We start from the raw sequence: 18,987 nt of genomic DNA, 5'->3' as shown, positions 1-18,987 counted from the left end.
AACACCCACGTTGAGGAGTGCGACATGAGCACCTACCTGATCAACCACCTGCGTATCCCCGGCGGTGTGCCGACCGAGGAGTCCCTGCGTTACCTGGAGCAGGTGCAGGCCACCACCGAGCCGTACGGCGCCAAGTGGCTCGTCCTGGACGCCGAGGTGCAGGTCATCGAGGGCAGTTGGCCCGGCTCGGTCGTGCTGATCGAGTTCCCGGACGCCGACACCGCCAGGACCTGGTACAACTCGCCCGAATACCAGGCCATCCTGTCGCTGCGCGTCGCGCACACCATCAACGACCTGATCCTGGTGGACTCCGTCGGCCCGGACTTCACGGTGGCCGGCTACGCGGGTCAGATCCGGACCCTGCTCGGCCAGTGACCAGCGCTGCCTGACCTGCCGTACCCCGATCCCCGCGCACGCCGTGGCCGTGCGCGGGGATCGCCTACATGAAGTTGCGGGTGTGCAGGGCGGAGAGGGCGGCGGCCTCGTCGGGCCGGAAGCCCAGCCGTACCAGCCGGCGTTGGCGGCCCTGATCCATCGCGTGTTGCAGGGCCTGCACCCGGTCGTGGCCGGCGGACACCTCGTCCGGGTGCCAGCCACCCGAGGCGAGCACCACGAGCGCGTCGAAGACGTCCGCGTTGAGGCCGGCGGTGTCGACGAGCGCGTCGTGGCGGCGGTGGATGGCCGCCCGCAGTCGATCTCGCAGCAGCGGGTCGAGCTGTGCCTGATGCTCCAGGTGCGCCATGCCGAACACCACGTGCCGGCGTTCGTCCTGCCGGGCGAGCCAACAGATCCGACGTGTCACCGGGTCCGGGGCGTTCTCGTGCAGGAACGAGAGCAGATCCACGAAGCTGCCCTCGCCGAGCACGGAGAGCAGGAAGGACGCCAGGGCGAAGTCCGACTCCGCGACGAGCGTGAACAGCGACTGCCGACCGCCAGCGGAGGACGTACCCAGGTCGGCCCCCCGCAGCAGCGCCCGCCGGCTGAAGACCTCCATGTGCCGGGCCTCGTCGGCCATCTGCACGGCCAGCAGCTGCACCACCTCCCGGAAGTGCGGGTGGATGCGCCCCACGAACCGGGCCGGTACGACGAGCGCGGCCTGCTCGTTCTCCACCAGGTAGGTCATCACCTGCACCACCGCGGCCTCGACGTCGGCCGGCAGCACGAACGGGTCGTCCCACGGCACCGCGGCCTGCGGGTCCCACTGTCGGGCGGCGGCCTGCGCGTACAGGTGGGGGGCGATGTCGGCCCACACCAGGTCGCGGTCGTCCAGGTCGAACCGGGCCTCCGGACCACCGGCTTCGAGGAGGGCGCCCCGGGCGCCGAGCCCCCACCGCGCCGGTGGACGGCTGCTGAGCGCCGACGGGAGGGCCGGCCCGGCCCGCTCCGCGCCGAACCAGCGGTCGTCATCCGCCGATCCGCGGACCACCACCGCGACGAGGCCGCTCCGGTCACCCGGGTCCGGCCACTCGACCCGATGACCCCGGCCACGGCACCAGACCGGCAGGTGTACGCGCAGCGCCGGGTCACGGCCGTGCACCGCCACCCGGCCTCCCGGTCGCAGGCCGGTCAGAGCACGTTGCACCAGCAGGTGCGCGCCCCGGCCGAAGCCCAGGTCGCCGAGGTGGACCTCGACGTCGGCAGCCGGTGCTCCGCTCACGGCCGGTAGTCCGTGGCCGTCACCCGCCCGTCGGGAGAGTAGAACCCGCTGACGTCGACCGCCCTGGCGAGCAGCGTGTACCCGATCGTGCGGCCGTCCTTCCAGGCCGTCAGCCCCTCCAGGTCGAGCAGCGGACGCACCTGCGGATCGGCGTACGACATGCCGAGCAGCAGCGTGCCGAAGAGTTGGACCCCGGCGGACTCCGGCCCGCGGACCGTCATGTTGCAGTGGTCGTAGCGCGCGGTCTGCCCGACGATCCGGGTGCCCTCGGGCGGCAGCGTGCCCTCCCGCGCGAACGCCAGATGGTTGGCGTCGATCATGCAGGCGGCGTCGACCTCCCCGGCCACCAGGGCGCGGGCTGCGTCACGCTCCCCGCCGATGTGGTCACCGTGCAGGCCGACACCGACGTCGAACCGGTGCACGTCGACCTCGACGCCGGCGCTCGCGAGGTGCTCCAGCGGAATCAGGGTCGCCTGCGGACTGTCGACCGCGCCGACAGCCACCCGTTTTCCTGCGAGGTCCTCGACCTGTCGCACCGGTGAGTCGGCGCGCACCACCACGACCGAGGTGAGGTCCTGGTCGGTGTCGCGCATGGTCAGCGCGTGGACGGCGGTGCCGGTGGCCGCCGCCAGGCGTTCGGCCCGCAACCAGGCCAGGGGCGAGTTCCAGGCCGCGTCGATCCGGCCGGCGACGAGATCCTCGACCTGCCGCTCGTAGTGCGAGTAGAGGACGAAGTCGAAGTCCAGGCCGCGCCCGCGCAGCCAGGCCCGGAAGCCCTCCCAGATGGTCACCACCTTGGGGTCGTACGCGACCGCGCCCATCAGGACGGCCGGCGCCGGCATCAGCGGTTGGCCTCGTCGAAGAGGGGAAGCCCGGTGGCGACCCGACCGACGAAGTCGAGCAGGGCGTCGGTGGTCGGTGCCATCACCCGGGCCGCGCGCGCGTCGCGGAAACGGCGCTCGAGGCCCAACTCCCTGCGGAACGCGCTGCCGCCGCAGAGCTGCATCGCGCCGTCGGTCACGTCGGCGACGGTCTCGCCGGCGAGGGCTTTGACCTGGAGCACCCGCAGCATGGCGTCGTCGCGGCCGGTCTCCAGCGCGGAGACGGTGTCACCCAGGAAGGCACGCAGGGCATCGGTGCGGATCATCAGTCGGGCGAGGTCGCGGCGGGTGACGGGCGCGTCGCGCAGGGCGGCGCCGGTGTGGGTGAGCGTCGTCGCGGTGAGATGCCGGCCAGCCTCGGCGACCGCACTGTCGGCCAGACCGAGACAGAACGCGGCATTGAGCACCAGGAACCAGGGCAGCCCCGCGCCGAGCGCGGTGTCCAGCCCCGCGCCGTCGGTCGCCATCATCGCTGTCGACGGGACGCGGAGCCCCTCGGCGGTCATCGGTCGGGAGCCGTTGCCGCGGAGGCCCAGCCCGTCGAAATCGCCGGTCACGGTCAGGCCGGGACTGTCGGCGGGAACGAGCCAGAGCGTCATCGGGCCGGCGTCGGGGGCCACCGGGAGGCTCGACCAGACGTAGCTGTTGGCCTCGCCGGCCGAGGTGACCCAGCTCTTGCGGGCGTCGAGGCGGATCGTGCCGTCGTCGGTGGTGCGCGCGGTGCCGGTCGGCGACCAGAAGTGGCTGCGGGAGCCGTACTCGGAGAAGGCCAACGTGGCGAGATGACCGCCGGTGGCGATGGCCGCGCGGACCTCGCGCGGGCCGTGCGCCTCGATGACGGCGGTCGCCGCGTAGTGCATCAGCACCACCATCGCGGTGGACCCGCACTCGGCGGCCAGCCGCTCGACGACCTCGGCGACCACGCGCATGCCGTGACCGCCGCCACCGACCTCGGTCGAGGAGGCAAGGCCGAGCAGGCCGGCCGCGGCGAGGGCGTCGACACCCGAGCGGGGGAAGGTCCCCTCCCGGTCGACGATCGTCGCCTGCGGTCGGATCACGTCGTCGATGACGGTGCCGAGGGTGCTCGCGACGTCGGTGCGGGAATGGGCATTGTCGACAGTGCTCGCCATGCTGGTGCCCCTTCGGCCGAAGCGGTGGGACCGTCGTCGACACTATCCGAACGGGAGCACGTAGCGCGAGCGTCGGATCACCGTCTGGCGCGGGCGCCGTCCCGGTGCGGCCGGCCGTGCCCGTCGTCCCGGTCGATCCGCAACTCGCGCTCCAACTCGGCGATGACCGCCCGCAGGTCGTCCAGCCGTTGGGTGAGCGCGATGCGGTCCACCTCGTCCGGTACGCCGTCGCCGTCCTCGTCGTAGTCGGGGGCCAGTCGTTCGGTCATCTCCAACCGGCGGGCCTCCTCCATCGAGTTGACGATGACGGCGATGAGGATGTTGAGCAGCAGGTTGACGGTGATGACCACATAGCTGACGTAGTAGAGCAGCGTCCACGGCGAGATGGCCATGCCCTGCTCGATGAGGTCCGGCAGCGTCTCCAGCGACAACAGCACGAACAACGTGAGCAGCGACTTGCCGATGTCGCCGTACTCCTCCGGATAGCGGTTACCGAAGATCAGCCAGCCGGCCATGCCGTAGACGTAGAGGGTCACCACGGCCAGGGCGAGGAAGCCGGTGACGCCCGGGAGGCTGCGCCACAGCGCGGAGACGATGGTCCGCAGGCCCGGCGAGAACCGCACCAACCGGACCATCCGGGCGACCCGCACGACGCGCAGCAGCGCGGGGTCGCCGTGCAGGCCCGGTATGAAGATCGCCGCGATCACCACGAAGTCGAAGACGTTCCAGCCGTGTCGGAAGAAGTCCTGGGGACGCCTGCCGTACGCCGCCAGCCGGACGCCGATCTCGACGACGAAGACGGCCCGGAAGAGCAGCTCCAGCCAGTGCAGTGCGGTGCCCGCCGGCGTCAGGTCGTCGTACGTCTCCAGGCCGAGGACGACCCCGTTGGCGAGGATGACCACCACGATGACGATCTCGAAGGGGCGTGACCCGGCGAGTCGGGCACACTGCTCGACCCAACGGGACCGGGGCTGATCGGGTGGGGTCGACTCACGCCGCTGGGCCGGCACCGATGCGCCACTCACTGGTCCGCCGGCTCGATCGTGGATGCCACGACCACCGTCTGACCCCGTCCCCGGGCGTCGTCGTGACGGTGCGGGCGGGGTGCGGACATGCCGACCAGCCTAGCCAAGATCAATGATCGGGGGAGCGCACGACCCGCTCGGGCGCTCGTGGTGTCGGACGTTCCACCATCCGCCGTGGCGTCGACTGGTCTAGGTTCCGGTGGTGGGTGGAACCGGCTGGCCGTACAGCCGGAGATGCGGTGACGGGAGGTGTGCGATGACAGAATCTGATCTTGCCGAACTGCGGGAACGGGCCGCTAACGGTGACCGGGACGCGGTCGACCAGCTCGTCGAGCTTGCCGGTGAACGAGGTGACCTGGCGGAGTTGAGACAGCTCGCCGAGAGCGGCAACGCCGACGCGGCGGCTCAACTCGTCGAGCTGGCCAGCGAGCTCGGCGACATGGGCGAGCTGCGGCGTCTGGCCGATCGGGGCGACCGGGACGCGGTCGACCAGCTCGTCGAGTTGGCAGCGGAGCGGGTCGACGTCGGTGAGCTTCGACGGCTCGCCGACGCGGGCAGTCGCGACGCCGCCGACGTGTTGGCCGAGCTCACCGAGCAGGAGGACGAGGCAGAGTAGACGCCGTACGCCGGGCGGGTGACGGGGAAGCGCACCCCGCGGCGGGTGGCGACGGTGGACGGCGCTCTAGTTGACGTCCTGCGCACAGATCGTGGTCATCTCACTCAGGTAGCTGGCCAGCGTGGGAAGTCCGGCGTCGGCCCGGCGTCGCTCGACGCCCGGCTCGTCCCGGATCGGAGTCGCCGGCACGGGGCCGTCCGGACCGCAGCGGACCTGTGTCCCGTACACCTGGGGCTCGCCCTTGCCCGCCGCGACCCGGTCCTCCAGGTAGGCCAGGTTGCCCGGCGACGCCTGTCGGTCGGCCACCGCCGTGCGCAGCAGGTCCAGTGCCTGCTGCTGGAAGGCCGGATCCAGGTCGGAGTGCTGGGCGATCGCCCACGCGGCGTTGCCGCCGTCCTCGCCGACCAGCGCGAAGGTCGGCCAGCCGTGCGTGCCGATGATGTCCTTCAAGCGGGCGGTGCGGGCCTGGTCCGACTCGCTCTGCGGCGTGCCCTCGCGATCGGCCTGGTCGCGGTGCAGCATCGCGATCAACTCGTCGTGCAGCGCGCGGTCGTAGGCGACGGGGGAGCGGACGACGGGGGAGCGGACCGACGCGGACGGGGTCGCGGTGGGAGACGCCGGCGGCGCGCTGCTCGGTGGGTCGCCGGCCGACCTGGGCGAGGTGCCGCAGGCGGCGAGAGCCAGCAACGCCACCAGCGGCACCGCGACCGGCGACGGGAGCTTCACGTCGCCGATTGTCGTCGCGTCGTGGTGGTCCCACAAGGCGCGAGCCGGGCCTCAGGCATGGAGCGTCTCGCGGGGCGGCACGCCGTAGCTGGCGTGGTACCGGGCGGTGAACCTGCTGTGGCTGGCGAACCCCCACCGGCTGGCGATGGCCGAAACGGTCTCCTGCCGGGGGTCGGCGCGCAGCAGGTCGCGGTGTGCCCGAGCGAGCCGGATCCGACGCAGGTACGCCATCGGGGTGGTGCCGCGATGACGGCGGAAGGCCAGTTGCACCGCCCGCAGCGAGACGCCGGCGGCAGCGGCGATGTCGGCCGCGCTGATGTCCCGGTCGGCGAAGTCCTCCATGAAACTGATCGCCCGTCGCAACGTGGCGGTGCTGGCGTCGTGTCGGTCGGCGGCGGTCGGCTCGGTGAACGCGGTGTTCGGGAAGACCGCGAGCGCCGCCGCGGCGAGCATCCGCGCGGCGTTGCCGATCACCAGCGGTTGCGCGCTGACTGACGGATTGTTCAGTACGACGTCGCTGACGTAGCTGGTGGTGGTGCGCCACTGCCGGGCGAGGGCCTTGTCGGCGGGACCCAGGTCGGTGAATCGGATCCGACCGGGCCGGCGGGCCGGCGCGGTGGTGGCCACCTGCTCCAGAACCGCCAGATCCAGCACGCAGAGCTCCACCTCGCCGGGATACCACCGTACGGTGCAGGGCTCCTCCGGCTTGGTGACGAGGAAGACGTCGCCGGAGCCGAACCGGTTGACCGGTCCGTTGCAGACGCGGTCGACGCGGGCGGTGCGGGTGTGCCCGAGGACCAGCCCGTCGAGGGTGCTGGCGCCGATGTCGAGGTGCCCGGTCTGCCGCGTGGTCGCGATGGCGAAGGGGCCGGCGTCGACGCGGTGATGGGTGAGCCGGAACCGGTTCCTGCTGTCCAGGCGTAGCTTCGGGTCGTACGTCGCGGACAGGAACTCGTGGATGGCCACCGGGTCTCGGCTGTCGAAGTGTCGGGTCTGCACGGGTGTTGACGTCATCCGCTGTCTCCGTCCGGTGGAGGTGCCGCCGGGAGGTGAACTGGTGCCGGCGGCCAGATCGAACGTGCCGGGGTGCTCGGGGTCGTCTCGGCACGGCGGTGGCCGGCGGTGCAGTGAGGTGGTACGTCGCGAGCGGGACGGCAGCGACAGGTCGAGGTGGCGTCGTGACTGAGCTGGTCGGGGCGGAGATTGCAGTATGCAATATCCGCAGATGGGAATATCACCATACGACAATCGTCGTCGGTCGTCCTACCAATCACCGCAGTGTGTCGGCCTGCCGACTTCGCTTTCGGACTAGCCCGTCGGCGGGTTCTGCGCCTGCTGTCCTAGCCATCGCCGCGGGCGACAGCGAAATCTTGTTCATGATTTCCCCGGCGCGCAGGGCGATCGGGCCGCCGCCGGGCGACCGGCCTACGAAAGGGGTGCGCCTTGGACAGTACTGATCCCGACCGCGTCGTTCGACTGGCCGTGGCGGAGGCGCTGGCCCGGGTGACGGACGAGGACAGCCTGGGGCTGGGCGAGAGCGACGCGGTGCAGCGACTCGGGACCGATCTGCGCGCGGTGCTGCGCCGCGCACTCGACAACCGGGTGCCGCTGACCACGCCGAACTTCGTCGACCTCTGCCGCGACCTTGGTCTGAGCCGTGAGGCGTTCGACCTGCTGGGGCACTACCTGATGACCGCGCTACTGGCCCACCACGTCGGGCCGGACGCCCTGATCCGGGTGGGGGTACTGCTCGGCACCGTCGGGCGTTACCTGCCGGCCGCCCGCCCGATCGCACCCCGCAACGGACGCCCGATGCCGCGCCGACGCGACGTGCGCGCGGACAACAGCGTCGTCGGCCGGTACCGCCGCACGAAGCTGCCGGAGCACCTCCCCAACCCCCCGAGCTGGACCTGCACCGGATGTGGTGGGGAGTGGCCCTGCGCCACGAAGCAGAGCCAGTTGCTCGCCGAGTTCGGCGGAGCACGCGCCGCCCTCGCGGTCTACCTGGGCTCCTGCCTGGTCGCCGCCGCCCAGGATCTACCCAACGTGCCGCTGTCCCGGGTCCGGCTCCGATTCCTCGGTTGGCTGCCCCGCGCCCGGATCTGAGCAGTCCGTCAGGCCGCCCGGTCGTCCGAGGACTGTTTGTCCGGCACCGGGGTCCGCCGCGGGCACTAGGCTGGACGAACATCGATTCGATGAAAGCCGATACTCGTGTCGCTGCCCGGGAGGACATCATGACGTCCGCGCCGTTGTCCGTCGGCACCCGCGCACGGGTCGCCACGGTCCTGGTCGGCCTTCTGGTGGCCGCACTACCCGGGACCCCGGTGGTCGCGTCTGCCCGCGCAGTCGCCCCGACGGCGGCCACGGCGACGGCCCAGCCCCGCCCCCGTCCGCCGCACGTGGTGGGCGACCACACCGTCCCCGCCTACTCCTACGCCGACGCGATCCGGGAGAGCGTCTGGGTCCAGACCCGTGCCGACAGCGACGGTGACGGGGTGCCCGACCGGGTTGCCGTGGACCTCGTCCGGCCCCGGGAGGCCGCCGTCGCGGGGGTACGCGTACCGGTCATCATGGACGCCTCGCCCTACTACCTCTGCTGCGGTCGGGGCAACGAGGGCGAGCGGAAGACGTACGACTCGGCCGGCGTGATCGCCAAGGTCCCGCTCTTCTACGACAACTACTTCGTCCCCCGCGGGTACGCCTTCGCCGCCGTGGACCTGGCGGGCACCGCCCGGTCGACCGGCTGCGAGGACGTCGGCGGTCCCGCCGAGGTGGGCAGCGCCACGGCGGTGATCGACTGGCTCAACGGGCGGGCTCGCGCGTACGACGCCGCAGGGCGGCCGGTCAGCGCCGCCTGGAGCACCGGGCAGGTCGGCATGATCGGCAAGTCGTGGGACGGCTCGGTCGCCAACGGGGTCGCCGCCACCGGTGTGGCGGGGCTGGCCACCATCGTGCCGATCTCGGCGATCTCCAGCTGGTACGACTACATGCGCTACCGGGGGACGCTGGTCGCCACCGACTATCCCGGCTACCTGCACTCGGTCGTCAACGGCCGCCCCGAGGAGGCCTGCGCGCAGGTGTTGGCCCGGCTGCGGGCGCGCAGCGCCGAGGAGACCGGTGACTACAACGGGTTCTGGGCGCGGCGGGACTACCGGCCCTCGGCCGACCGGGTCCGGGCCAGCGTCTTCCTGGCACACGGCCTCAACGACCTGAACGTCACGACCAACCAGTTCGGCCGCTGGTGGCAGGAGTTGGCCGAGCAGGGTGTGCCCCGCAAGCTCTGGCTGCACCAGACCGGTCACCAGGACCCGTTCGACGTTCGACGCGCCGAGTGGGTGGCCGCCCTGCACCGCTGGTTCGACTATTGGTTGCAGGGGCTGCGCAACGGGGTGATGGACGAGCCGCGGGTCGACCTGGAGACCGCGCCGGGCACGTGGACAACGCAGCGCGACTGGCCCGCGCCCGGCACCCGGGACGTACGGGTGGCCCTCGGCGCCGGCGACGGTGTGACCGGGACGCTCGGCGGGCGCGGCGCGCGGCCGGGTCAGGAACAGGAGTACGTCGACGAGTCGTTGTTCGAGGACGAATTGGTCGCCACGCCGAACACCGCGACCGCAGGACGGTTGGTCTTCCTCTCCGGCGCGCTGCCCAGCGCGCTGCGGATCTCCGGCAGCCCGTCGGTGCGGCTGCGGATCCGCGTGGATCGGCCGACCACCCAGCTGACCGCCCGGCTCGTCGACTACGGGACCGCCGAGCGGATCCTGCTCAGCGGTGCGGGGGGAGTGCGGACACTGGACACCGAGTCCTGCTGGGGCGCCTCCACCGACGTCGACGACGCCTGTTACCGGGACACCGAGGAGGTCACCGCGGTCTCCGACCACGCCGTGCTGACCCGAGGGTGGCTCGACGCCGCGCATCACCGCTCACTGCGGTTCACCACGCCGCTGCGACCCGACCGCTGGTACACGGTGACCGTCCCGATGAACGCGTACGACGCGGTGGTGCCCGCCGGGCACGTGCTCGGGCTGGTGCTCGGCCAGAGCGACCCGCAGTTCACCGAGTCCGCCGACCGGAACGCCACCGTGCAGGTCGACCTCGGTCGCAGCGCGCTGCTCCTTCCGGTCACCGGTTCTGCCGGGCTGCCCGCCGTCGATGTCGCGCCGCCGGTGGTCACCGCGCCGACCGACCCTTCGACCGCGCGGACGCCCCGGAACACCCGGCAGGTGCCCTGACCGGCCGGCCGAGCCGGGCACTACGTGCGGTCGAGGTGTGACCCGCTGCTATCGTCAACAGGTCTTTTGGCAGGTCACGCCTCGGTGTTCATCGTGGACCCGCACTCCGTACGACGGATGTTCACCACGTTCTTCAAGGCTCCTTGATCGAAAGAGCATTCGCTTGATCGAGGAGAGGCCCGCAGTGCGAGACAAGCAACCCGAAGAGACCGAACACGCGCAGCTTTCCCGGCGCAAGCTGGTCAAGTACGCGGGCGTCGGCGCGACGCTGGCCGCGGCCAGCCCGCTGGTCGGCGCCAGCGCGGCGTGGGCTGACGAGGACCGTCGGCCGGGCGACGACACGGGCGACCGCAGCAACTCCAAGAACCGCGTGTGGCGTGCCGGCGACCACCACATCCACTCGGAGTACAGCGGCGAGTTCGACACCACCAAGTCCCCGATCGTCTTCCACAAGGGCGCGGACGCGGTCTACCCGATCGTCACCAACGCCATCATGGCGAAGAACTTCGGTCTGACCTGGGCGATGTGCACCGACCACGGTGGACCGACCCACTCGAAGGTGAACATCGAGCAGGCGTACCCCGACCTGCTGAGGTCCCGCAAGCTGGTCCCCGAGGTGCTCCAGTTCTGGGGCATGGAGTTCGACGCGCCCTCGCTGGACCACCACACGCTGATGATCCCGCGCCACGACGACGAGGCGAAGCAGCTCTTCGAGCTGGAGAGCCGATTCGCCAAGTACGACGCGTTCCCCACCGACCCGGCACGGGACACCGAGGCCAAGATGGTGGAGTTCCTCAAGGTCGCCCGGGGCATGCCGCACAAGCCGCTGGTGATCGCCCACCACGCGTCGCGTTCGGCGCCCGGTCTCGGCGTCTACGGTCAGGACACCCCGCGCGAGTTCCGCAACGGCAACAACGCCGCGCCGGACGTCTACATCGGCTTCGAGGGAGCGCCCGGGCACCAGGCCGGTCCGCTCAACGGCGGTAAGCGGGGCGGGTACGGCAACCACCCCACCTACGGCGGCTTCGACCAGATGACCGCTCGCGTCGGCGGCCTGTGGGACTCCCTGCTCGGCGAGGGCCGGCGCTGGTGGATCACCGCGACCTCCGACTCGCACGTGCACTGGACCCGCGGCGGCTCCGACTTCTGGCCGGGCGAGTACAGCAAGACCTACGTCCACGCCCGCCAGGACTACGGCGACATCATGGACGGTCTGCGCAACGGCCGGATCTGGGTGACCACCGGCGACCTGATCCGCAGTCTCGACGTCACCGCCAGGTCCCAGGGCAGGACCGCCGAGGTGGGCGAGACCATCACGGTCAGCCGTCGTAGCCGCACCGATGTCGAGATCGAGATCACGTTCCGTCCGTTGGGCGGCGTGAACGCGAACGGGGACCACCCCGAGGTCCGTCGGGTCGACCTGATCGTCGGTCAGATCACCGGCCCGAGCGCCAACCTGGACGCCGACACCAACCCCACCACGAAGGTGGTGGCCCGGTTCGGCCCGCGCGACTGGCGTCGGAAGGGCGAGGACTACGTCATCCGGCACACGCTGCGCAACGTCGAGGCCGACACCTACGCGCGGGTGCGGGGCACCAGCACCGACGAGGCCGAGCCGCTCGCCGACGGGCTGGAGAGCCCGTGGGAAGACCTGTGGTTCTACTCGAACCCGGTGTTCGTGCACGTGCGCTGATCCCACCCGCCAGCGGCACCGCGGGTCCGTCCGGCTGCGCTCGACGTACCACGTCGGGGGAGCCGGGCGGGCCCGCGTCGCGTTTCCAGCCGGCGGCCGTTGTCGGGGTCAGTCGGTGCTGCGGCGCCGGCCCCGGAGGGCGGCGCCGCGCCCGCGGCCGGCCGGGGCCTCGGTCTGGTTCGACGCTGGCGTGGGTTGCACCTGCGACACCGCCTCGCAGAGGTCACGCAGCGGGTCCATCGCCTGGGCCGAGCAGGCGACCCGCTGGAGCAGTGCCCGCAGCGTCGCCGACTCGGCCGGCGTGAGCGTCCCCAGCAGGTGCGACTCGACGTGTCGTAGCGCCAGACGCCGTTGCTCCCAGGCGCCGCGGCCGACGTCGGTGACGTCGACGAGCCGGTTACGTCGGTCTGCCGGGTCCGCCCGACGGGCGACGAACCCGGGCCGTTCCAGGTCGTCGATCAGGTACGTGAGGACGGTGCGGTCGATGCCAAGCTCCTCCGCGATCGCACCCTGGTTTCGGGCCGGCCCGGTGATCGCCGCAGTGAGCACCTGGTAGCCGCGGGGACCGCCGGGGAAGTCGGTGAGCGCGTGCTCGGCCGCCCGGACGTAGCCGCGGAAGACGATCCCGAGCATCCAGCCCAGGTCGTCGTCGAGCGGATCGGGCCGGTCCGGCCGGTGAGGGGCACCCGTCATTCCCCGACAATAGCGCAGTGACACAGATCTTGTTGGCAGGAGATGTTCTGTGTGACATAAGGTTGTTGTCACGACGCATCGTTCGAGGCGTCGCGTGAATCGGGAGGCTCGCAGATGAGCGACTACGGCCATGACCTGGTCTTCGGATCGTTCGTCACCCCCAGCGGTGACAACCCGGCCCGCACGGTCGACCTCGCCGTCCTGACCGAGCAGGTCGGGCTGGACCTGGTCACCTTCCAGGACCACCCGTACCAGCCCGCGTTCCTCGACACCTGGACCCTGCTGAGCTTCGTCGCGGCCCGGACCAGCCGCGTGCACGTGGCGGCGAACGTGACAAACCTGCCCCTGCGCCCACCGGCGGTGCTCGCCCGCAGTGTGGCCAGCCTGGACCTGCTCAGCGGCGGCCGGGTCGGTCTGGGCCTCGGCGCGGGAGCGTTCTGGGACGCCATCGAGGCGATGGGCGGACGACGCCTGACCCCCGGCCAGGGCGTACGCGCGTTGGAGGAGGCCATCGAGATCATCCGCCAGGTCTGGGACGCCGAGGCGCGCGGCGGCGTCCGTGTCGATGGTGAGTTCTACCGGGTGCGAGGCGCCAAGCGCGGGCCGGCGCCGGCCCACGCGGTGCCGATCTGGCTGGGCGCGTACAAGCCCCGGATGCTCCAGCTCACCGGTCGCCGGGCAGACGGATGGCTGCCGTCGCTGACCTATCTCCAGCCGGGCGACCTGACCAAGGGCAACGCGACGATCGACGACGCCGCCCGGGAGGCCGGCCGGTCACCGCAGGACGTCCGCCGGTTGCTCAACATCTCGGGACAGTTCTCGGCCGTCGGGCGCGGAGCACTGAACGGACCCGCCGAGCAGTGGGCGCGGGAACTGGCCGAGTTGGCGCTGGAAGAGGGTGTCAGCACCTTCATCCTCGGCAGCGACGATCCCGACGACCTGCGCCGGTTCGCCGGCGAGGTGGCTCCGGCGGTTCGTGAACTGGTCGCGGCCGAGCGTGATCGCGGTGCGGCACCGGAGTCGGAGCGCGCGCCGGAGTCCTCGCGTGCGCCGGGGTCCTCGTCCGCGTCGGAGTCATCGCGTGCGTCGGAGTCTTCGCGTGCGTCGGAGCCGGAGCGCGCGCCGGAGCCGGCGGTGCGGCCGAGCCGGGCGACCGTGACCGGGGGAGCGTTCGCCGTGGTGCCGACCCCTGACGACGGCGTGCGGCGCAGCGACCAGCAGGTCTGGGACGAGTCGACCCGGCCGACCGGACCCACGCCCGACCCGGACCGCACCTACACCCCGCACGAGCAGGCCACCGGGGCGCACCTGGTGCAGGTCCACGACGGCCTGCGTGCGGAGCTGGCCCAGATTCACGATCTGATCGAGCAGGTGGCGGCCGGTGAGATCGACGCCGGCGCGGCCCGCTCCCACATCAACACCATGACCATGCGCCAGAACCGCTGGACGCTCGGCGTCTACTGCGAGTCGTACTGCCGGATCGTCACCACCCACCACACCATCGAGGACCAGTCGTTGTTTCCTCGGTTGCGGGCACGCGACCCCCGACTCGGCCCGGTCGTCGACCGGCTGGAGCGGGAGCACCACGTCATCCACGACGTGTTGGAGGGCGTGGACCAGGCCCTGGTCGCGTACGTCGGGTCCCCGGACGGTCTCGCCGAGCTGCGGGCGGCGGTGGACCTGCTGACCGACGCCCTGCTGTCGCACCTGAGCTACGAGGAGCGGGAGCTGGTCGAGCCGTTGGCGCGGTTGGGCATCGCCTGATCGTCACTGGTCCCGTGGCCCCGGCCCGTGGCCGGGGTCCGGGGTTGCCGAGTCTGACGTGAGAGACTACTTTCGAAACATGTCTCTCACGAACCCGTACGGGGATTTCGAGATCACCGAGCCGCAGGCGTTGCGGGCACTGGCCCATCCGGTGCGGCTGGCGATCCTCGAACACCTTCAGCGGCACGGCCCGGCCACGGCGACCGGGCTGTCGCCGCACGTCGGCGCGACACCGTCGGTGGTCAGTTGGCACCTGCGGCACCTCGCGACGTTCGGGCTGGTCACCGACTGGGACGGCGCCACCAGCAAACGGGAACGCTGGTGGCAGGCCGTCGCCCGGGGCTTCCGTTTCACCGTGCCCGACAGCGTCGAGGGGCAGTCCGCCAGTCACCAGCTGCGCGGCGAGATGTTCGCCCGCAACGCCGACGCGCCACAGCAGTGGCTGTTGCGCGAGGAAGCCCGGCTGGACCCCGAGTGGCGTGCTCTGGCCGGCATCGCCGACACCCGGTTCGTGGCCACCGCCGACGAGTTGCGACAGCTTGAGGAGTCGATCGAGGAGCTGATCGCCCCGTACGTCCGGCGCAAGGAGGAATCCGCCCCGGACGGCGCGCGGATCGTCCGGATGCTGCGCTACCTCCTGCCCGAGGCCGGCGACGACGACCCGGCCCAGGCCGGCGACGACCCGGCCGCGTCGTGAACACCACCGGCGCCGACACCGAGCGCGCCGCCGGCCCCGAGACCGAGCGCGCCGCCGGCGCGGACACCGAGTGTGCCGCCGGCGCGGACACCGAGTGTGCCGCCGGCGCGGTGTCCCCGCCGGTGCTGCGACGGGACCGGCGCTTCCGTACCTTCTGGATCGGTCAGACGATCTCCGATTTCGGTGACCGGATCAGCGAACTGGCCCTGCCACTGATCGCCGTCACCCTGCTCACCGCGACGCCCGTGCAGGTCAGCGTCCTCACCGCGTTGATCTGGCTGCCCAACCTGCTGGGCCTGTTCCTCGGCGCCTGGGTGGACCAGCGCACCCACAAGCGGCGACTCCTGATCATCGCGGACCTGATCCGGGGCGCCGTCCTGCTCAGCCTGCCGGTGGCCTACCTGTTCGGTGCGGTGACCCTCGCCCAGCTCTACCTGGTGGCACTGCTCACCGGTACCGGCGCGGTGCTGTTCGCCATGGCGCGTCAGGCGTTCTTCGTGGCCCTGGTGCCGCGATCGGCGTACGTGGACGCGAACAGCAAGCTGAGCATGAGCCGGTCACTCTCGTTCCTCGCCGGTCCGGCCGTCGGCGGTGGACTGGTCCAGGCGCTGAGCGCACCGGCCGCGATAGTCGTCGACGCGGCGTCGTTCCTCGGCTCCGCGCTGCTGCTCAGCCGCATTCCGGTGACCGAGCCACCTCCGCCGCCGCGTCGGACGTCCACTCTCGGCCTGGTCCGCGAGGGGCTCGTGCTGGTGGTGCGGCATCCGGTGCTGCGGGCCGCGCTCGGCTGCACCAGCACCGTCAACTTCTTCACCTTCATCTCCGGCGCGTTGCTGGTGCTCTACGCCAGCCGTGAACTTGACCTGTCGGCCGGCGCGATCGGCGTCGCCCTCGGATTCGGGGCGGTCGGAGGGCTCGCGGGCGCGGCACTCGCACCACGGATCTCGCGTGCCATCGGACTGGGGCGTACCGCCATGATCGGCGTCGTGCTCTTCCCCGTGCCGCTGGCGCTGACCGCGCTGGTGTCCGGCTCCACGTGGACGAAGGTCGCCATGCTGGCGGCCATCGAGTTGGTCTCCAGCTTTGGGGTGATGCTGATGGACGTCAACCTCAACGCCCTCCTCACCGCCGTGACTCCCGACGACGCGCGAGGACGCCGCGCCGGTGCGTACAGCGCGGTCAACTACGGCATCCGACCGCTCGGCGCGCTTGTCGGTGGCGCGTTGGGCACCACCATCGGACTTCGACCGACCCTGGTCGTCGCGGGCCTGGGTGGTGTGCTCGCCGTGCTCTGGCTGCTCGCGTCGCCGGTGCGCCACATCAGGACACTCGACGACCAGACGGCCTGACCGGCCCGGCTGGCTCGCCCGGACCGCCGGGGCCGTAATCGCTGCGGGGGCGGACGTCCGGTGCGCCGGTCAGCTGGTTTGTGCCAGCAACAGCTCGGCCAACTCGGTGGGCTGGGAGATCATCGGCCAGTGACCGGTGGCCATCGTGGCGAGTCGCCACTGGTCGCTGGTCAGCAGCTTGGCCACGGTCTCGTTGGGCTCGGGCCCGTCGAGCAGGCACTTGATGTACGTCGCCGGAAGCTCGCCCAGCGGCCGGGTCAGCACGGCCGGCTCGCTCAGCGTGGCGCCCGGGTGCGGCGTGGAGCCGTCGACCAGGCGGGTGACCTGCTCGTCGGTGAGCCCCTGACCGTCGAAGTCGGCCGCACCGAGCGGCGGCCAACTGCCGCCGTTGTCGGCGAGCACCGACTCCAGCGCCGCCGGCCCCTGCCACCACTCGGACACGAACGACGCGCCGTCGACCGGCACCTCCGAGTCGACGAAGACCACCCTGGTCAGCCGGTCGCCGATCCGCCCGGCGGCCTGACCAACCGGGATGCCCGAGTAGCTGTGCCCGACCAGCACCACGTCGCGCAGGTCGCGGCGCTCGACCTCGTCGACGATGTCGCGTACGTGGGTCTGCTGGCCAGCGGCCACACCCTGCCGCTCGGCGAGGCCGGAGAGCGTCAACGGGTAGGTGTCGTGCCCGGCCGCACGCAGTGGTGGCACCACCTCGTCCCATGCCCACGACCCCAGCCACGCCCCTGCCACCAACACGAAATCAGCCATGGCCGGGACCCTAACGTCGCCCTGTGACAGCCCGGCTTCAGGGCCAGGTGCGGGACTCTGCCGCGAAGACCTCCGGCGGACTCGCCACCGGCAGCACGCACAGGAGGTGCCCACCGGGTGCCCGCAGGACCCGACACTCAAGCCACTGCGACACCTCGGTGGCGCCCAGACCGATCAACCGTGCGGTCTCGGCCGACACGTCGTCGGTCTCGATGTCGAGGTGGAAGCGCGGCGCGTCGTCCACCGCCTGCACGGCGGTGACCAGCCCCGGCAGGGCCTCGTGCAGGTCGACGAACTGTGGTTCCGCCGGATCGGACCGGGTGCTGACGCCGAGTGCCGCCGACCAGAACTCCGCCGCCTGGGTCGCCTCCGCCTCGGGGGCGTCGATCAGCAGTGCGTACACGCGGCTTCGATGCATGGCGGACAGGATATCGAGGACTCCCGCGTGCCGCGCGACGCGGCACCTGGCACCCGACTGCCGGCGACCACCGGGCGATCACCCGCTGGCACCGAGGTGGGCCGCGATCGGCGTCGGCAGTGGATAGCTCCGTTCGACCGGCAGGTGCTCTGTCGCCGCGCGGACGTCAGCTGCCCGAACCAGGTCCCGTACACGGTGGACGGTGGCGGTGATGTCCGTGACGCTGACCGTCCAGTCGTCGACGTAGCGGGCGACAGCTTCGCCGGAGAGTCCCACCTGCAACGACCGGTACGGCAACGCGCTCAGGTGCAGTGTCCGTTCCGGATCCCACTGCACGCGTACCGGGCTGGTCCTGAGGTGTCGCGACCACGCCGTCCGGTCACCGTGCAGGCCCCGGTCGTAGTGACTCAGACAGGCCCGCGCCAGCGCCCACTCGAAGCCCTCTCGGGTGATGTCGATGGACAGCACGCGTTCCTGGCCGGGCTTGGTGGCCCAGCCGCACCGGTACATCATCCACCGGAAGGAGGGCTTGATCCAGGTCATCCGCTCCCGCTTGAAGGGGGCCACGAGCCGACCGGCCGCCACCGCCGGCAGCGCGATCTCCGGTGGGTACGCCTGGTACACGGTGATCGTGTCGGCCGAGTAACGGGCACGGATCTCGCGGATGGGAATGGACACGCCGCGATCGTCGTCCCTCGGACCGCACCCGCTCCACCTGATTTCGTCGTCAGGGCGGGGATCCCGGTCCGGCGGCAGCGCCTCGACCGGCCGGCCCCGATCGGCGAAACCGCTCGCCACCGGGTGCTGCCGGCGCTCAGCCGACCGGCGGCACCGGGGGACCGACCTGGGCGGCGAGCCGCTTCGGGGCCATGATGCGGTAGCTCTCGGTGAGCAACTCGCCCACCTCCTCCCAGTCGGTGTCGTCGCCCAGGATCATGCCCATCACGTTCGGACTCCACTCCGGTTTGTAGAAGGGGTGCCCGGCGCCGAGGAGCCCGGCGATCTCGTCGAGTGGTGACCGGAAGGTCAGCAGGCAGGCGGGCTCGTCGAGTGCGGCGGCAGGTGCGTGGACCGGCTGGCGATCGGGGTCGATGCTGCGCACGTGGGCGATGGTCCGCTTGCGGATCCGCCAGCGGATACCCACCCAGGCGGGCTCCTCGTAGGTCTCCGGCAGCCCCAGGCAGATCGGCCGCAGCCGGTCGAGGACCTCGGGTGGGACGTCTCCAGGTGCGGTCACGGGCACCGACACTAGGCGGTCGGTGTGACAAGTTCCGCTCGTGGAACCCCACCCGCGCCGGTGGTGCGCGCCCGGTCGATCGGCCAGGATGGGCCGGGGCGACC

The 18,987-nt window shown here is 71.5% G+C and carries 19 protein-coding genes; 8 read left to right on the top strand and 11 right to left on the bottom strand.

Annotated features, from left to right (window positions below):
* Positions 1 to 24 precede the first annotated feature (24 nt).
* On the top strand, positions 25 to 375 hold the full coding sequence (locus AB0A90_RS01130) for a DUF1330 domain-containing protein (RefSeq protein ID WP_357239622.1): 351 nt from the start codon (positions 25 to 27) through the stop codon (positions 373 to 375).
* A 64-nt stretch (positions 376 to 439) separates the two neighbouring features.
* Here the strand turns inward: AB0A90_RS01130 and AB0A90_RS01125 are convergent, their stop codons facing one another.
* From AB0A90_RS01125 to AB0A90_RS01110, 4 genes are all read right to left on the bottom strand, one after another.
* A complete protein-coding gene (locus tag AB0A90_RS01125) occupies positions 440 to 1,657 on the bottom strand; it encodes a ferritin-like domain-containing protein (protein ID WP_357239619.1) in 1,218 nt (405 codons plus the stop codon).
* Positions 1,654 to 2,499 carry a PhnD/SsuA/transferrin family substrate-binding protein gene (locus AB0A90_RS01120; protein WP_357239616.1) on the bottom strand — a complete coding sequence of 282 codons (846 nt, stop codon included), beginning with the start codon at positions 2,497 to 2,499 and terminating at the stop codon, positions 1,654 to 1,656. The genes AB0A90_RS01125 and AB0A90_RS01120 overlap by 4 nt, the downstream gene beginning before the upstream one ends.
* Positions 2,499 to 3,668, bottom strand: coding sequence for an acyl-CoA dehydrogenase (locus AB0A90_RS01115; RefSeq protein ID WP_357239613.1), 1,170 nt, complete (start codon positions 3,666 to 3,668; stop codon positions 2,499 to 2,501). Before AB0A90_RS01115 ends, AB0A90_RS01120 begins: the two co-directional genes overlap by 1 nt.
* A 77-nt stretch (positions 3,669 to 3,745) precedes the next feature.
* Complete coding sequence (locus tag AB0A90_RS01110; RefSeq protein ID WP_357239610.1) at positions 3,746 to 4,693, bottom strand: ion transporter; 948 nt, start codon at positions 4,691 to 4,693, stop codon at positions 3,746 to 3,748.
* 256 nt (positions 4,694 to 4,949) lie between these two features.
* Here AB0A90_RS01110 and AB0A90_RS01105 point away from each other — a divergent pair, with 256 nt between their 5' ends.
* The gene (locus AB0A90_RS01105; RefSeq protein ID WP_357239607.1) at positions 4,950 to 5,309 is read left to right on the top strand and encodes a hypothetical protein; all 360 of its coding nucleotides are present in this window, start codon (positions 4,950 to 4,952) and stop codon (positions 5,307 to 5,309) included.
* 66 nt (positions 5,310 to 5,375) lie between these two features.
* Here the strand turns inward: AB0A90_RS01105 and AB0A90_RS01100 are convergent, their stop codons facing one another.
* Positions 5,376 to 6,035, bottom strand: coding sequence for a DUF6624 domain-containing protein (locus tag AB0A90_RS01100; protein ID WP_357239604.1), 660 nt, complete (start codon positions 6,033 to 6,035; stop codon positions 5,376 to 5,378).
* A gap of 51 nt (positions 6,036 to 6,086) precedes the next feature.
* Complete coding sequence (locus tag AB0A90_RS01095; RefSeq protein ID WP_357239601.1) at positions 6,087 to 7,049, bottom strand: helix-turn-helix transcriptional regulator; 963 nt, start codon at positions 7,047 to 7,049, stop codon at positions 6,087 to 6,089.
* A 429-nt stretch (positions 7,050 to 7,478) separates the two neighbouring features.
* Here AB0A90_RS01095 and AB0A90_RS01090 point away from each other — a divergent pair, with 429 nt between their 5' ends.
* The 3 genes from AB0A90_RS01090 to AB0A90_RS01080 all read left to right on the top strand — a co-directional run bounded on the left by AB0A90_RS01090 (position 7,479) and on the right by AB0A90_RS01080 (position 11,960).
* Positions 7,479 to 8,141, top strand: coding sequence for a hypothetical protein (locus tag AB0A90_RS01090; RefSeq protein ID WP_357239598.1), 663 nt, complete (start codon positions 7,479 to 7,481; stop codon positions 8,139 to 8,141).
* 89 nt (positions 8,142 to 8,230) lie between these two features.
* Positions 8,231 to 10,267 carry a Xaa-Pro dipeptidyl-peptidase gene (locus AB0A90_RS01085; protein WP_357239595.1) on the top strand — a complete coding sequence of 679 codons (2,037 nt, stop codon included), beginning with the start codon at positions 8,231 to 8,233 and terminating at the stop codon, positions 10,265 to 10,267.
* 184 nt (positions 10,268 to 10,451) lie between these two features.
* Entirely contained in the window at positions 10,452 to 11,960 is a 1,509-nt protein-coding gene (locus AB0A90_RS01080) for a phosphoesterase (protein WP_357239592.1), read from the top strand.
* Between the two features lie 108 nt (positions 11,961 to 12,068).
* Here AB0A90_RS01080 and AB0A90_RS01075 read toward each other — a convergent pair whose 3' ends face one another.
* Positions 12,069 to 12,653, bottom strand: a complete 585-nt coding sequence (locus AB0A90_RS01075; RefSeq protein WP_357239589.1) for a MarR family winged helix-turn-helix transcriptional regulator — start codon at positions 12,651 to 12,653, stop codon at positions 12,069 to 12,071.
* A 114-nt stretch (positions 12,654 to 12,767) separates the two neighbouring features.
* Between AB0A90_RS01075 and AB0A90_RS01070 the strand changes: the two genes are divergently transcribed.
* The 3 genes from AB0A90_RS01070 to AB0A90_RS01060 all read left to right on the top strand — a co-directional run bounded on the left by AB0A90_RS01070 (position 12,768) and on the right by AB0A90_RS01060 (position 16,463).
* A complete protein-coding gene (locus AB0A90_RS01070) occupies positions 12,768 to 14,417 on the top strand; it encodes an LLM class flavin-dependent oxidoreductase (protein ID WP_357239586.1) in 1,650 nt (549 codons plus the stop codon).
* A gap of 79 nt (positions 14,418 to 14,496) precedes the next feature.
* Entirely contained in the window at positions 14,497 to 15,114 is a 618-nt protein-coding gene (locus tag AB0A90_RS01065) for a helix-turn-helix domain-containing protein (protein WP_357239583.1), read from the top strand.
* Positions 15,111 to 16,463 carry an MFS transporter gene (locus AB0A90_RS01060; protein WP_357239580.1) on the top strand — a complete coding sequence of 451 codons (1,353 nt, stop codon included), beginning with the start codon at positions 15,111 to 15,113 and terminating at the stop codon, positions 16,461 to 16,463. The genes AB0A90_RS01065 and AB0A90_RS01060 overlap by 4 nt, the downstream gene beginning before the upstream one ends.
* 69 nt (positions 16,464 to 16,532) lie before the next feature.
* On the opposite strand, the gene AB0A90_RS01055 is transcribed toward AB0A90_RS01060, so the two are convergent.
* From AB0A90_RS01055 to AB0A90_RS01040, 4 genes are all read right to left on the bottom strand, one after another.
* Positions 16,533 to 17,228 (bottom strand): alpha/beta hydrolase, encoded by a 696-nt coding sequence (locus AB0A90_RS01055; protein WP_357239577.1) that lies wholly within the window; start codon positions 17,226 to 17,228, stop codon positions 16,533 to 16,535.
* A 37-nt stretch (positions 17,229 to 17,265) separates the two neighbouring features.
* Positions 17,266 to 17,646: a VOC family protein gene (locus tag AB0A90_RS01050; RefSeq protein ID WP_357239573.1), complete on the bottom strand. Its 381-nt coding sequence runs from the start codon at positions 17,644 to 17,646 to the stop codon at positions 17,266 to 17,268.
* A gap of 78 nt (positions 17,647 to 17,724) precedes the next feature.
* Complete coding sequence (locus AB0A90_RS01045) at positions 17,725 to 18,324, bottom strand: DUF4291 domain-containing protein (protein WP_357239570.1); 600 nt, start codon at positions 18,322 to 18,324, stop codon at positions 17,725 to 17,727.
* A 136-nt stretch (positions 18,325 to 18,460) separates the two neighbouring features.
* Positions 18,461 to 18,883 (bottom strand): MmcQ/YjbR family DNA-binding protein, encoded by a 423-nt coding sequence (locus AB0A90_RS01040; protein ID WP_357239567.1) that lies wholly within the window; start codon positions 18,881 to 18,883, stop codon positions 18,461 to 18,463.
* Between the last annotated feature and the right edge of the window lie 104 nt (positions 18,884 to 18,987).

This window comes from Micromonospora sp. NPDC049204, from assembly GCF_040647935.1.
Lineage (GTDB): Bacteria > Actinomycetota > Actinomycetes > Mycobacteriales > Micromonosporaceae > Micromonospora.
The sequence above is the reverse complement of the archived record's forward strand: the minus strand, read 5'-3'. Positions and strand labels throughout refer to the sequence as shown.